At 72.6% G+C, this 13834-nt stretch carries 11 protein-coding genes; 9 read left to right on the forward strand and 2 right to left on the reverse strand.

Annotated features, from left to right (window positions below):
- Positions 1-10: 10 nt before the first annotated feature.
- Together ABTW72_RS27090 and ABTW72_RS27095 are read right to left on the reverse strand one after the other, a co-directional pair.
- On the reverse strand, positions 11-451 hold the full coding sequence (locus ABTW72_RS27090) for a MarR family winged helix-turn-helix transcriptional regulator (protein ID WP_350863168.1): 441 nt from the start codon (positions 449-451) through the stop codon (positions 11-13).
- Between the two features lie 10 nt (positions 452-461).
- Positions 462-2189: an alkaline phosphatase D family protein gene (locus tag ABTW72_RS27095; protein ID WP_350863171.1), complete on the reverse strand. Its 1728-nt coding sequence runs from the start codon at positions 2187-2189 to the stop codon at positions 462-464.
- A gap of 127 nt (positions 2190-2316) precedes the next feature.
- On the opposite strand from ABTW72_RS27095, the gene ftsY reads away from it, so the two are divergent.
- The 9 genes from ftsY to ABTW72_RS27140 all read left to right on the forward strand — a co-directional run bounded on the left by ftsY (position 2317) and on the right by ABTW72_RS27140 (position 13734).
- Positions 2317-3498 (forward strand): signal recognition particle-docking protein FtsY, encoded by a 1182-nt coding sequence (gene ftsY, locus ABTW72_RS27100; RefSeq protein ID WP_350863174.1) that lies wholly within the window; start codon positions 2317-2319, stop codon positions 3496-3498.
- A gap of 6 nt (positions 3499-3504) precedes the next feature.
- Positions 3505-4368, forward strand: coding sequence for a phosphotransferase (locus ABTW72_RS27105; RefSeq protein ID WP_181518597.1), 864 nt, complete (start codon positions 3505-3507; stop codon positions 4366-4368).
- Between the two features lie 308 nt (positions 4369-4676).
- Positions 4677-6089: an ammonium transporter gene (locus ABTW72_RS27110; RefSeq protein ID WP_350863177.1), complete on the forward strand. Its 1413-nt coding sequence runs from the start codon at positions 4677-4679 to the stop codon at positions 6087-6089.
- A 25-nt stretch (positions 6090-6114) separates the two neighbouring features.
- Entirely contained in the window at positions 6115-6453 is a 339-nt protein-coding gene (locus tag ABTW72_RS27115; RefSeq protein ID WP_172862163.1) for a P-II family nitrogen regulator, read from the forward strand.
- 16 nt (positions 6454-6469) lie between these two features.
- Positions 6470-8800 carry a [protein-PII] uridylyltransferase gene (locus ABTW72_RS27120; protein WP_350863180.1) on the forward strand — a complete coding sequence of 777 codons (2331 nt, stop codon included), beginning with the start codon at positions 6470-6472 and terminating at the stop codon, positions 8798-8800.
- 299 nt (positions 8801-9099) lie between these two features.
- Entirely contained in the window at positions 9100-10263 is a 1164-nt protein-coding gene (locus tag ABTW72_RS27125; RefSeq protein WP_350863183.1) for a sensor histidine kinase, read from the forward strand.
- The gene (locus ABTW72_RS27130) at positions 10260-10916 is read left to right on the forward strand and encodes a response regulator transcription factor (protein ID WP_350863186.1); all 657 of its coding nucleotides are present in this window, start codon (positions 10260-10262) and stop codon (positions 10914-10916) included. Before ABTW72_RS27125 ends, ABTW72_RS27130 begins: the two co-directional genes overlap by 4 nt.
- Before the next feature lie 114 nt (positions 10917-11030).
- Positions 11031-12590, forward strand: coding sequence for a signal recognition particle protein (gene ffh / locus ABTW72_RS27135; protein ID WP_350863189.1), 1560 nt, complete (start codon positions 11031-11033; stop codon positions 12588-12590).
- A 64-nt stretch (positions 12591-12654) separates the two neighbouring features.
- Positions 12655-13734, forward strand: coding sequence for an amidohydrolase family protein (locus ABTW72_RS27140; protein ID WP_350863192.1), 1080 nt, complete (start codon positions 12655-12657; stop codon positions 13732-13734).
- Positions 13735-13834: the final 100 nt, after the last annotated feature.

The following is a 13834-nucleotide window of genomic DNA, read 5'->3' on the forward strand; positions in this document are numbered from 1 at the left end:
CAGTGTGCGGCTACTGCCAGGAGTCGTTGAACCGGCCGAGCAGCCGGGCGAACTCCTCGACGTCCCGCTCCGGCCAGCCGTCCAGCGCGCGCAGGAACTCGCCCAGCCGGGCCGCGCGGGCCACGTCGAACCGGTGCTGCCCCTCCTCGGTGAGGCTGATCTGCGCGGCCCGCCGGTCACTCGGATCGGGGTCGCGGTAAACCAGACCGAGGACCTCCAACGCGTTGATCTGCCGGCTCAGCGTCCCCTTGCCCACGCCCAGCCGTGCCGCCAACTCGGTCAACCGGATCGACCCGCTACGCCGCAACCAGAGCAACAACCCGTAGGTGTTCGGCTCCAGGTTCGGGTGCACCTCCCGGGCGATCTCCCAGGAGACCGCCCGGCCACGACGCAGCAGGGCGGTCAACTCGTGCTCAACCGCCCGGATCGGCTCCGGCAGGTGCTCGTCCACGGCGTAGAGACTACGGCGCGGCCGGCTCGCCGTCGCCGGAGAGTCGACGCCGCATCACCGGGCGTAGGTGCCCGTCCTTGGTGGTGCCCTCGATGACCACGTCGGCCCCGCGCCCGTGATGGGTCAGGGTGGCGACGGCGTTACCGAAGTACGGGCCGGCCAGCTTGCGCCAGCGCACCCCCGGTCGACGTACGCCCGCCGAACGGGCCAGCGCCCGGGTGGCCCCAGCCGGACCGGGCGACCAGCCCAGCCGCATCAGCGGACGGATGCCCGCCGGCACCTGGTTGTGGATCGGCGAACAGGTGAGCTGATGCACCGGGGTGACCACCGCCGGGTCCGCGAACCGGGCCCGCGCCACGTACGAGTGGTGCACGTCACCGGAGAGCACACTGATCGACGCCGGTGGGGCGTACGCCGGGCCGGCGCCGATCCGCGCGCCGGACTGCCGCGGCGTGCCGGTGCCGATCCGGGCGAACGTCTCCGCGAGCGCCTCGAAGGACCGCCGGAACGCCGCCCAGTGCTCCAGGTCCAGGGCGCGGCGCAGCTTCTCCGCCCCGCGCGCCACCCACGGTCGCCGTGAGTCCGCCAGTTTCTCGTTCCACGCCTCGATGTGGTGGATGCCCTGCGGCAGGAGCCAGGGCAGCGAGGCGCCCACCACCAGGTGGTCGTAGACCCCGTGTGCCTGGTCGAGGAACCAGGCCCACTCGCCGGGCGGCAGCATCGCCCGGCTGTTGGGCTCGAGCACCCGGCTGCACCGGTTGTCCAGCATGACCAGCCGGGTCCGGCCCAGGTCCAGTGCGTAGCTCCACTGATACTGCACCGCGCGCCAGCGCTCGGTGTCGTGCGCCAGGTCGGACTCCTGGTCGACCCGGTGGCCGAACTCGCGCAGCACGCTGGTGGCGTCCTCGGCGGCGGCGACCTTCGCGAAGACCGGATCGGCGACAATCTCGTCGGGGGAGAGGTTGCCCAGGTGCTGGTAGACCCAGTACGAGGCGAGCCCGCTGCCGATCCGCTCCTGCCACCACGGTTGCTCGCGCACCTCGGCTCGCCACGCCGCCGAGGTGTTCCAGTCGTCGATGATCTCGTGATCGTCGAAGATCATCACGCTGGGCACGGTGGAGAGCAGCCAGCGGATCTCCGGGTCACGCCAGGACTCCAGGTAGAGCTTGGTGTACTCGTCGAAGCTCACCACCTGGTCGGCCGGAGCGCCCTTCGGCCGCCGCCGCCGTCGACGCAGCAGCCGGCGCACGGTGGGCGAGGTGACGTCGGCGTAGACCTGGTCACCGAGCAGCACCAGCAGGTCGGGCAGCGGGTTCGACTCCGGGTCGGCCATCAACCGCCGGGCGTACGCGTCCAACGCGTCCGGTGGCAGCTTGCGGGTGGTGGCGTGCTGGGTGGTCTCGCGACACGAGCCGAAGATCAGATTGACCGGCTGGTCCCGATCGTCGGCCGCCCGGGTGCGGATCACGCTCGGCGGGAACCCGCTGCTCGGCACCGGCCAGACGATCTCGTCGTCGACCAGCACCTCGTAGGTCGTCTCGCTGTCCGGGGCAAGGCCCTCCACCACCACGAGGGCGTAGTGGTGGTCGTACGCCGAGAAGGTGGGCGCGGTGCCGGTGGCGCCGCTGGCGGTGCGGACGGTGACCACGGCGGGCGCCGCCGTCTCCACCCAGATCGTCGCCCGGGTGTCCACCACTCGCCGCAGAAGTGGGCCGATGAGGAGGTGTGCGGCGGGCATGCGGCCGAGCCTACCGCCGGTCTCCGGCGCCGGCCGGGTGCGGTGCTGAGACTCCGAGCACGGCCTCGGGCGCGGCTCGGGGTGCGGTGGCTGGGACGCCGCCGCCGGCATCTGACAGGATTCCGGCATGGCCGAATATCTCGTCCTCGCTCTGGTCCTGCTCGGTGTGCTGATCGCCGGCACAGTCGGGCTGGTCGTGCCGCGATTGCGGCCACGGCCCGAGCCCCCGCTGCCACGCACGGAGGTCGACACCAGGGCTGAGGAGGATCTCGCCGGCCCGCCGGTCGAGGCACCGGAGTCCGATCTGTCCACCGGCGTCCTGGTCGAGCCGCCACCGGTGCTCGAACCGCAGGTCGAGGTCCCCGAGCCGACCGCCGGGCGGCTGGTCCGGCTCCGCTCGCGGCTGTCCCGCTCACAGAACGTGTTCGGCAAGGGCCTGCTCGGCCTGCTCGCGCGCGACCACCTCGACGAGGACGTCTGGGAGGAGATCGAGGACAGCCTGATCACCGCCGACGTCGGCGTCGACGCCACCCGCGACATTGTCGACCGGCTCCGCGAGCGCACCCGGGTGCTCGGCACCCGCTCGGCTTCCGAGCTGCGGGCACTGCTCGCCGCCGAGCTGGTCAACGCGCTCGACCCGAGCCTGGACCGCTCGTTGCGGACCGCCCCCAAGGACGGCGTGCCGGCGGTGGTCCTGGTCGTCGGCGTCAACGGCGCCGGCAAGACCACCACCTGCGGCAAGATCGCCCGGGTGCTGGTGGCCGACGGTCGCAGCGTGCTGCTCGGCGCGGCGGACACCTTCCGGGCCGCCGCGGCCGACCAACTGGAGACCTGGGGCTCGCGCGTCGGAGCGGAGACCGTGCGGGGGCCCGAGGCCGCCGATCCGGCCAGCGTCGCCTTCGACGCCGTCAAGCGGGGCATCGACACCGGCGTGGACACCGTGCTCATCGACACCGCCGGCCGCCTGCAGAACAAGGTCGGCCTGATGGACGAGCTGGGCAAGGTCAAGCGCGTGGTCGAGAAGCAGGGGCCGATCGACGAGACACTGCTCATCCTGGACGCCACCACCGGGCAGAACGGCCTGGAGCAGGCCCGGGTCTTCACCGAGGTGGTCAACGTGACCGGTGTGGTGCTGACCAAGCTCGACGGCACCGCCAAGGGTGGCATCGTGATCGCCGTGCAGCGCAAGCTCGGCATCCCGGTGAAGCTGGTCGGCCTCGGCGAAGGCAAGGACGACCTGGCCCCGTTCGACCCGGCGCAGTTCGTCGACGCGTTGCTGGGGACCGAGGCCACCGGCCGGGACGCGTAGTCTCGGGTGACCACTGACGATCGCGCGTACGCGGGTTGGCGAGACCCCGGCCATCCTTCGCAGCGCCTCGGGAGACCGTACGTGACTTCGCAGGAGATCCCGCTGCACGGCGGCAACGTGAGCACAGTTGTCCGCGTGGGTGACACGGTCCGGCGCAACGCCGGGCCGTGGACCCCGTCCGTACACGCGCTGCTGCGCCACCTGGAGTACGTGGGGTTCACCGGCGCACCACGGGCGCTCGGGATGGACGAGCGCAACCGTGAGGTGCTGTCGTACCTGGAGGGGGAGTGCGGAGAATATCCGCTCGCCCCGCACTGGGTGACCGACGAGGCCCTGGTCACCGTCGCCACCATGCTGCGGATGTTCCACGACGCGCAGTACGGCTTCACCCCTCCGCAGGCGGCGGTCTGGCGCTCGTTCGGGCCCCCACCACCGGACACGGAGGTGATCTGCCACCACGACGCCGCACCGCACAACGTGATCTGGCGTCCGGACGGCACCCTCGGGCTGATCGACTTCGACCTCGCCTCGCCCGGAGCGCGGATCTACGACGTGGCGTACGCGGCCTGGACCTGGGTGCCGATCTTCGCGGACCGGGACTCGATCACGCTGGGCTGGAAGCACCCGGACCGCCCGCGCCGCCTCCGGCTCTTCGCCGACGCGTACGGGCTGATCCCCCGGGACCGGCACCGGCTGATCCGGACCATCCGTAAACGGATCGTGGACCACGTCGAGGGGATCCGGCGGATGGCCGCCGCCGGTGAGCCGGCGTTCGTCCGGATCGTGCACAAGGGCCACCTGCGTCGACCGATGCGCGATCTGCGGCTGCTCGACTACGAGCGGCACACCCTGGAGAACGCCCTCCGCTGAGCGCTGGTCGGGCGATGCCCGGCCGGGCCCGGAACCCGCACCGGTCGATGCTCGGCCGAGCCGCTCAGGCGCACCGGTCGATGCCGCTGACCGGTCAGCCATCGACGTTCGCCGTCCGGTCGATCCACAATCGTCCATGCTGCTGACTGTGCGGAGTTCGTGACACGTCCGAAACAACCCGTCACGAAATGGAAACCCGCACGGGACCCAAAGTGAAACAGCCGGCCGCGAAGCTTCCGCGCAACCGGCCTACGGGCGACGCTGCCCCGGAAAGCCGCGAAGGAGGACTTCACCTTTAGGAGGCCAGCGTGCCTGAAGCACCGACGATCGACGGCGCCAATACCACGTGGCTGCTGGTTTCGACCGCGCTCGTGCTGCTCATGACCCCCGGACTGGCGCTGTTCTACGGCGGCCTCAACCGGGCCAAGGGCGTACTCAACATGATGATGATGAGCTTCTCGGCTATCGGGCTCATCTCTATTCTGTGGTGGTTCTACGGATTCAGCGTCGCCTTCGGGGCCGACGTGAACGGCTTCTGGGGTGACCCGGGCGCGTACCTCGGCACCAAGACCTTCCTCGCCGAAACCGACCTGTGGGGCGCCACGGCGGAGAACCCCAGCGGCATCGGCGTTCCGCTGTACGTGTTCATGGCCTTCCAGATGGTCTTCGCGGTGATCACCGTCGCGCTGATCAGTGGTGCCATCGCCGACCGGGCCAAGTTCGCCGGCTGGCTGCTGTTCGCCTTCGGCTGGGCCACCCTGGTCTACTTCCCGGTCGCCCACTGGGTGTGGGGCGGCGGCATCATCGGCGGCGACATCCACGCACTGGACTTCGCCGGTGGCACCGCGGTGCACATCAACGCCGGTGCGGCGGCCCTGGCCGTGGCCCTGGTCCTCGGTAAGCGGCTCGGTTGGCCGCGTGAGGGCATGAAGCCGCACAACATCCCGTTGGTCGCGCTCGGCGCCGGTCTGCTGTGGTTCGGCTGGTTCGGGTTCAACGCCGGCTCGGAGCTGACCGTCGACTCGGTCGCCGGCCTCGCCTTCATCAACACCCAGCTCGCCACGGCGGCGGCGGTGCTCGGCTGGATCGCGGTCGAGTGGGTCAAGACCCGGAAGCCGACGATGGTCGGTGCCTCGTCCGGCGCCGTCGCCGGCCTGGTCGCCATCACCCCGGCCTGTGGCTTCATCGCACCGTGGGCGTCCGTCCTGCTCGGCATCGTCGCCGGCGCGGTGTGCGCGCTCGCCGTGAGCCTCAAGTACAAGCTCGGCTACGACGACTCGCTCGACGTGGTCGGCGTGCACTTCGTCGGTGGTTGGATCGGGTCGCTCTGGCTCGGCCTCTTCGCCACCAACTCGGTCAACGCCGCGATCACCGACGTGGTGGGCGCCTCCGACGGTCTCTTCTACGGCGGCGGCGCGACCCAGCTCGGACGGCAGGCCCTCGCCGGCCTGATCGTCACCGCCTGGTCGTTCGGCATCGCCTGGGTGCTCGCCTTCGCGATCGAGAAGACGATCGGCTTCCGCGTCAAGGGTGAGGCGGAGGTCGAGGGCATCGACATCGCCGAGCACGCCGAGAGCAGCTACGACCTGTCCCCGGCCGGCGGCGGCACGGGCAGCGCGTTCGCGATGGCCGGCATCGGCACCCCCGGTGGCGGCGCGACGAGTGGTGCCAAGCCGGAGGCGGAGCCCGCCGAGCCGGTCAGCGAAAAGGTCGCCGGTTAACGTTCCTGGGATGGAGGGGTTGGACATGAAGCTGGTGACCGCAGTCATCAAGCCGTACCAACTGGACGCGGTGAAGGAGGCCCTGCACGCCCTCGGGGTGGCCGGGCTGACGGTCAGCGAGGTTCAGGGGTACGGGCGGCAGAAGGGGCACACCGAGGTCTACCGGGGTGCCGAGTACACGGTCGAGTTCCTGCCCAAGATCCGGGTCGAGGTGCTCACCGACGAGATTGACGTCGACAAGGTGGTGGACGCCATCGTCGGAGCGGCCCGCACGGGCAAGATCGGTGACGGCAAGGTCTGGGTCACCGGTGTCGAGGAGGTCGTCCGGGTACGTACCGGCGAACGCGGCCTCGACGCACTCTGACGCGGCCACGACTGACATGACCTCGTTGATCAGGAAGGACGCGTCAGGACCCGCCGATGACGGCGACGCGAAACTCCTGATCAACGAGGTCGTCGGCGTTCCCGGGGGGATCGGGGAAACGGCCCGGCGGGGGCGGGCCGCGGCGTACGACTCGTTTTTGCGAGGGTTGCTGCCGGCGCGGGACGGGGTGGCACTGCTGGCCGTCGGGGGCCTGGGTCGGCGGCAGTGCGCTCCGTACAGCGACCTCGACCTGGTGCTGCTGCACGCCGGGGTGCCCGGCACCGACGAGTTGGCCGCCTCGGTCTGGTACCCGATCTGGGACGCGGGCCTGCGGCTCGACCATTCCGTACGCACCGTCGCCGAGGCGCTCTCGGTGGCCCAGGACGACGTCAAGGTCGCCCTCGGGCTGCTCGACGCCCGGTTGATCGTGGGGGACCAGGCGCTGGCCGACGCGCTGATCCGCACCGCCGCCGATCACTGGCGGCGCATCGCGGTCCGGCACCTGCCCGGCCTGCGAGAGGTCACCGAAGCCCGTTGGCAGGCCCACGGTGAACTGGCGTTCCTGTTGGAGGGCGACCTCAAGGAGGCCGCCGGTGGTCTGCGCGACGTGGGGCTGCTGCGGGCGATCTCCGCCGCCGGCATCACCGACGCGCTACGTCCCGCCGTACGCGCCGCCCACCTGCGTCTGTTGGACACCCGCGACGCGCTGCACCAGCAGGTCGGCCGACGGGTCGACCGGCTGGTCGCCCAGGAGCGCGACGGAGTGGCCGCCCTGCTCGGCCTGCGACAACTCCAACCCGGCGCGTCTGACGGCGCGCGGCGGCCTGGAGCCGTCGTGGAAGACGGCGACGCGCTGCTGCGTCGGGTCGCCGGCGACGCCCGCACCGTCAGCCACGCCCTGGACGACGCCTTCCGGGCCGCCGACCGGCTGCGCTCCGGCCGCTCCCGGGGTGGCAACGGCCGCCCGGCCCGCCGCCCGGTCGCGCGCGACGTCGTCGAACACGACGGCGAGTTGGTGCTCGCCCGCACGGCAATCGGGGCACGCCCCGATCCGAGCCTCTCGCTGCGGGTGGCCGCCGCGTCGGCCACCACCCGGATCCCCATCGCGCGGGCCACCTGCGAGTGGCTGGCGGCGTACTGCCCGCCCCTGCCGGCCCCGTGGCCGGCCGAGGCCCGGGCCGCGCTGATCACCCTGCTCGGCGCCGGTGCCGGCCTGGTGCCCGCCTGGGAGACCTGCGACCGGTACGGGCTGGTCGACGGCTGGCTGCCCGAGTGGACCCGGCTGCGCAGCCTGCCCCAGCACAACCCGGTGCACCGCTTCACCCTCGACCGGCACCTCGTGCAGACCGCGCACGAGGCCAGCCGGCACGCCCGCGAGGTGGAGCGTCCCGACCTGTTGCTCCTCGGCGCTCTCCTGCACGACATCGGCAAGGGCCTCCCCGGTGACCACAGCACCGTCGGTGTGCCGGTTGCCCAGGCGGTGGCCACCAGGGTCGGTCTGCCCGCCGCGGAGGTCGAGCTGATCGGCAAGCTGGTCCGGCTGCACCTGCTGCTGCCCGACGTGGCCACCCGCCGGGACCTGAGCGACCCGGTCACCATCGCCTCGGTGGCCGAGGCGGTCGGTGACACCGGCACCCTCGACGTGCTGCACGCGTTGGTCCGCGCCGACGCGGCGGCGACCGGGCCAGCGGCCTGGTCCGACTGGAAGGGCCGTCTCGTCGCCGAGCTGGTCGCCCGGGTTCGCACCGCGCTGGACACCGGCGTACTCCCCGAGCCACCCGCCCCGAACCCGGAGCTGCTGGCCGGGCCACTGCCGGTCGTCCACCTGACCGGCGACCGGGTGTCGGTCGCGGCGGCCGACCGGCGGGGTCTGCTCGCCACGGTGGCCGGCTGCCTGGCGCTGCACCGGCTGGAGGTGATCTCCGCGGACGCCTCCGCCGTCGACGGCCGGGCCCTGGTCGAGTGCCGGGTGCAGCCCCGCTACGGCCTTCCGCCGGACCCGGTCCCCCTCCGCGCCGACCTGCGCCGGGCGGTCGCCGGCGACGTGTCGGTCACCCAACGGCTGCGCGGCCGGGCGCTCGCCAGCCGCAGCGGTGGCGCGGCTCCACGAGTGGTCTGGCACCGCGAGGCGGCCACCGACGCCGTACTGCTGGAACTTCGCGCCGCCGACGCCGCCGGGCTGCTCTACCGGGTCGCCTGCGCGCTCGACGAGGCCGGCGCCCTGGTTCGCGCGGCCCGTATCTCCACCCTCGGCGCCGACGTGGTCGACGCCTTCTATCTGGTCGGCGGTTGGCCGGACGACGCCACCCGGGCCCGCCTGGAGGCCGCAGTCCTAGCCGCCGTCTAACCACCCCACCCCACCCCACCCCACGCCGCGCCGCCCCCGCCCCGCCCGCCCCCGCCCCGCCCGCCCGCCCTCCCCCCGCACTCCCGCGTCGATCTTGCACTTAGTGTCCCGGCGTACCGCGCAAAAGCCGCACAGTGGCGACACAAAGTGCAAGATCGCGGGGGCGGGGGCGGGGGCGGGGGCGGGGGCGGGGGCGGGGGCGGGGGCGAAGGGTGGGGTGGGGGTACGTCCGGGGGCGTAGTGGCGGTGCCGCTCGTGGACGCACGTCGAGCGGCATCCGCGCGGGCAGAATGACGCCCATGCGACGACGCGGGCAGTGGCGGTGGCCGGAGGTGGCGGCGGATGCCGCGCTCGCCCTGGTGCTGCTCGGATTCGGGTTGCTCGCCACCGGTCTGGCCGGGGACAACCAGCCGGGGTCGAGGCCGGTGGACGCCGCCAGTCGGGTGCTGATCGCCGTCGCCGCGCTCGCCCTGCTGGTCCGGCGTCGTGCTCCGGTCGCCGCCCTCGCCGTGGTCACCGTGGCCACCTCGACGTACCTGCTGATCGGCTACCCGTACGGGCCGATTCTGGTCACGTTCCTGGTGGCGGTCTACACCGTGGCCGTGTGGCTGCCGGTGCGACCGGCGGCGCTCGCCACCGGCGGCGCGTTCGTTCTGTTGTTGGCGCACGTCTTCTTCGGGCGGGGACCCGCGCCGGGTTGGACGGGAGTGCTGCCCGCGGCGGCCTGGGTGGTCGTACCGTTCGCGGTGGGGGTGGTGGTGCGGGTGAGCCGTGAGGCGACCGCGCGTACCCGTGCCGAAGAGGCCCGCGGCCGTGCCGAGCAGGCGCGACGGCAGGCCGACGAGGAGCGGCTGCGCATCGCGCAGGAGGTGCACGACGTGGTGGGGCACGGGCTGGCCGCGATCAGCATGCAGGCGGAGATCGCTCTGCACCTGCTGCCGAAGCGGCCGGAGCAGGCGGAGGTGGCCCTGACCGCGATCAGCCGGACCAGCCGTGAGGCGCTGGACGAGCTGCGGGTCACCCTGGGCGCGGTGCGGCGGGGTGCCGAGCGCGAGCCGGTACCCGGCCTGGCCCGGCTCCCCGCGCTGCGCGACCGGCTCGCCGGGGCGGGGCTCGCCGTCGAGGTGCGCGTGGTCGGTGACCCCCGGGAGGTGCCGGGTGCGGTCGACCTGGCCGCGTACCGGGTGGTGCAGGAGGCGTTGACCAACGTGCTGCGTCACGCGGGGGTGGCGAGCGCGGAGGTGACCGTGGACTACCGCGCCGACGAGGTGACCGTCGAGGTCACCGACCGGGGGGTGGGCGCCGGTCGCGCCGGGACGGCTCCGGCCGACGACGAGGGTGGCCACGGCCTGGCCGGGATGCGCGAGCGGGTCGCGGCGCTGGGCGGGCGGTTGACCACCGGGCCGCGCGCCGGGGGCGGGTTCCGGGTGTACGCCGTGCTGCCCGTGGAGCCGGCGAGGTGATCCGGGTGCTGATCGCCGACGACCAGGATCTGGTCCGGCTCGGGCTGCGCGCGCTGGTGGAGAGCGAGGACGACCTGGCGCTGGCCGGCGAGGCGTCCGACGGGCTGCGGGCGGTCGAGTTGGCCCGCCAGGTTCGGCCGGACGTGGTGCTGATGGACATCCGGATGCCCGGCATCGACGGCATCGAGGCGACCCGGCGTATCGTCGCCGACCCCGATCTGACCGGCACGCGGGTGGTGGTGCTCACCACCTTCGAGCTGGACGAGTACGTCTTCGACGCGCTGCGGCACGGTGCGAGCGGGTTCCTCACCAAGGACACCAGACCGGCTGAGCTGCTGCGCGCGATCCGGCTCGTCGCCGAGGGGGAGGCGCTGCTGTCGCCGTCGGTGACCCGTCGGGTGGTGCGGGAGTTCGCCACCCGGCCGTCCCGGGTGCTTCGTCCGCACCCCCGGCTGGAGGCGCTGACCGATCGGGAGCGTCAGGTCGTCGGCCTGGTCGGTGAGGGCCTGAACAACGAGGAGATCGCCGCGCAGTTGGTGGTCAGCCCGGCGACCGCGCGGACCCACGTCAGCCGGGCGATGGGCAAGCTGGGAGCCCGGGATCGGGCCCAGCTCGTCGTGTTCGCGTACCAGTCGGGGTTGGTGTCGGGGTGAGGCCCGGGCCGGGCGACAGCGGCCCTACGGCCGGGCGGTTACCCTAGCGGTGGCCGGACTCCGCAGTGCCGGCCGCGTTGTGCCCGCCGGAACACTGACAAACGGGATGTTCGCGTGTTTGACACCTTGAGTGACCGCCTGTCCGGGATCTTCACCAAGCTCCGCGGCAAGGGGCGGCTCACCGACGCCGACATCGACGCCACCGCGCGCGAGATCCGCCTCGCGCTGCTGGAGGCGGACGTCGCGCTGCCGGTGGTCAAGGGCTTCATCGCGGCTGTCAAGGAGCGGGCTCGCAGCGCCGAGGTCTCCCAGGCGCTGAACCCGGCCCAGCAGATTATCAAGATCGTCAACGAAGAGCTGATCAAGGTGCTCGGCGGCGAGGGGCGACGGCTCCAGTTCGCCAAGCAGCCGCCGACGGTGATCATGCTGGCCGGCCTCCAGGGTTCCGGTAAGACGACCCTCGCCGGCAAGCTGGCCCGCTGGCTCAAGGGCCAGGGGCACCAGCCGCTGCTCGTCGCCGCCGACCTCCAGCGCCCCAACGCCGTCGGGCAGCTCCAGGTGCTCGGTGGCCGGGCCGGTGTCGAGGTGTACGCCCCGGAGCCCGGCAACGGCACCGGTGACCCGGTGCAGGTGGCCCGCGCGTCGATCGAGCACGCGAAGCGCGCCGCACGCGACATCGTCATCGTCGACACCGCCGGCCGGCTCGGCATCGACGCCGAGATGATGCAGCAGGCCGCCGACATCCGTGACGCCGTCTCGCCGGACGAGGTCATCTTCGTCATCGACGCGATGGTCGGTCAGGACGCCGTCCGCACCGCCGAGGCGTTCCGCGACGGCGTCGGCATCACCGGTGTGGTGCTCTCCAAGCTCGACGGCGACGCCCGTGGTGGTGCCGCGCTGTCGGTCCGCGAGGTCACCGGGCAGCCGATCCTGTTCGCCAGCACCGGTGAGAAGCTGGAGGACTTCGACGTCTTCCACCCCGACCGGATGGCCAGCCGGATCCTCGGCATGGGCGACGTCCTCACTCTGATCGAGCAGGCCGAGCAGGCCTTCGACTCCGATCAGAAGGAGAAGATGACCGCCAAGCTGATGGGCGGTGAGCAGTTCACCCTGGACGACTTCCTCGACCAGCTCATCGCGGTGCGGCGGATGGGCCCCATCGCCAACGTGCTGGCCATGATGCCCGGCATGGGGCAGATGAAGGACCAGCTCGCCGAGCTGGACGACAGCCACTTCGACCGGGTCACCGCCATCATCCGGTCGATGACCCCGGGCGAGCGGACCAACCCGAAGATCATCAACGGTTCCCGCCGGGCGCGCATCGCCAACGGCTCCGGGGTCACCGTGATGGACGTCAACCAGCTGCTCAACCGCTTCGCCGACGCGCAGAAGATGATGAAGCAGATGGGCGGCATGATGGGCCTGCCCGGTGGTGGCCGCCGCAAGGCCACCAAGTCGCCCAAGAACAAGCGCAAGGGCACCAAGGGCGGCGGTCGTCCGCGTACGGGCGCCGGCACCGGGATGCCCGCGGGCTTCCCGGGTGGCATGCCGCAGCTCCCGCCGGGGATGGACCCGAACGACCTCGCCGGCGGCCAGGGCCTGCCGCCCGGCTTCAAGCTTCCGAAGATCGACTTCAACAAGCTCGGCAAGGGTGGCGACAACCGCCCCCGCTGACCTCTGTGCGGGTCGAGGAGACCTGCTCGCCCCTGACCGGCAGTGATCGGGTAGGACTGTGCGCATGGCTCTTCATGTGCGCGGCGTGCTGCTCCCCGACGACGAGGTACGGGACCTCTGGCTGGTCGGCGACCGGGTGACCTTCACCCCGGTCCCCGGTGCGGAGACCGTCGTCGACGGTGGTTTCGTGCTGCCGGGGCTTGTCGACGCGCACTGCCACATCGGCATCGCCCGAGGTGGCGCCCCGATCACCTCGCTCGACCAGGCCCGCGCGTTGGCCCACGTCGACCGGGACGCCGGAGTGCTGGCGATCCGGGACGCCGGCTCGCCGTACCCGTACCCCGAACTCGACGACGAGCCGGACCTGCCGCGACTGGCCCGCGCGGGCCAGCATGTCGCCCCGCCGAAGCGCTACCTGCGCGACATCGGCGTGGAGGTCGACGCGACCGAGGTGGCCGCCACTGTGGCCGCGCAGGCGCGGGCCGGCAACGGCTGGGTCAAGCTGGTCGGCGACTGGATCGACCGGGGCGTCGGTGACCTGGCACCGGCCTGGGACGCGGACACCCTCACCGCCGCCGTGCGGGCGGCGCACGACGCCGGGGTACGCGCCGCGGTGCACACCTTCTCCGAGTCGGCCGTCGAGATCATGGTGCGGGCCGGGGTCGACTCGGTGGAGCACGGCACCGGGCTCAGCCTCGACCTGATCGACGGGATGGCCCGCCAGGGCACCGCCCTGGTCCCCACAATGATCAACATTGCCACCTTCGGGGGCATCGCCGAGCAGGCGCGGGGCAAGTTCCCCGGGTACGCCGACCACATGCTCGCGCTGCGCGACGGCTTCCCCGAGGTGGTGCGTGCCGCGTACGAGGCTGGGGTGCCCATCTACGTGGGCACCGACGCCGGTGGCGGCATCGATCACGGGCTGGCCGCCGAGGAGATGCTGCTGCTGCACGAACGGGCCGGCATGGCACCCGTCGACGTACTCGCCGCCGCCTCCTGGGGCGCCCGCGCCTGGCTCGGCTTCGCCGGCCTGGTCGAAGGCGGCCTCGCCGACCTGACCGTCTACCCCGAAGACCCCCGTAGCGACCTGCGCGTCGTCCGCGCCCCGTCCCGCACGATCCTCCGCGGCCGCGTCATCCGCTGACCTCCGCAGGCACCCCGCGCCGCCCCGCGCCCCGCGCCGCCCCGCGCCCCGCGCCGCCCCGCGCCCCGCGCCGCCCCGCGCCCCGCGCCGCCCCGCGCCC

The sequence above is a fragment of the Micromonospora sp. NPDC127501 genome (assembly GCF_040302185.1).
GTDB lineage: Bacteria > Actinomycetota > Actinomycetes > Mycobacteriales > Micromonosporaceae > Micromonospora.

Excerpts from the sequence above, each read along its gene's own strand:
- ABTW72_RS27125 (WP_350863183.1), top strand. The coding sequence starts at position 9,100 with ATGCGACGACGCGGGCAGTGGCGGTGGCCGGAGGTGGCGGCGGATGCC.
- ABTW72_RS27115 (WP_172862163.1), top strand. The coding sequence starts at position 6,115 with ATGAAGCTGGTGACCGCAGTCATCAAGCCGTACCAACTGGACGCGGTG.
- ABTW72_RS27120 (WP_350863180.1), top strand. The coding sequence starts at position 6,470 with ATGACCTCGTTGATCAGGAAGGACGCGTCAGGACCCGCCGATGACGGC.
- ABTW72_RS27140 (WP_350863192.1), top strand. The coding sequence starts at position 12,655 with ATGGCTCTTCATGTGCGCGGCGTGCTGCTCCCCGACGACGAGGTACGG.
- ftsY (WP_350863174.1), top strand. The coding sequence starts at position 2,317 with ATGGCCGAATATCTCGTCCTCGCTCTGGTCCTGCTCGGTGTGCTGATC.
- ABTW72_RS27095 (WP_350863171.1), bottom strand. The coding sequence starts at position 2,189 with ATGCCCGCCGCACACCTCCTCATCGGCCCACTTCTGCGGCGAGTGGTG.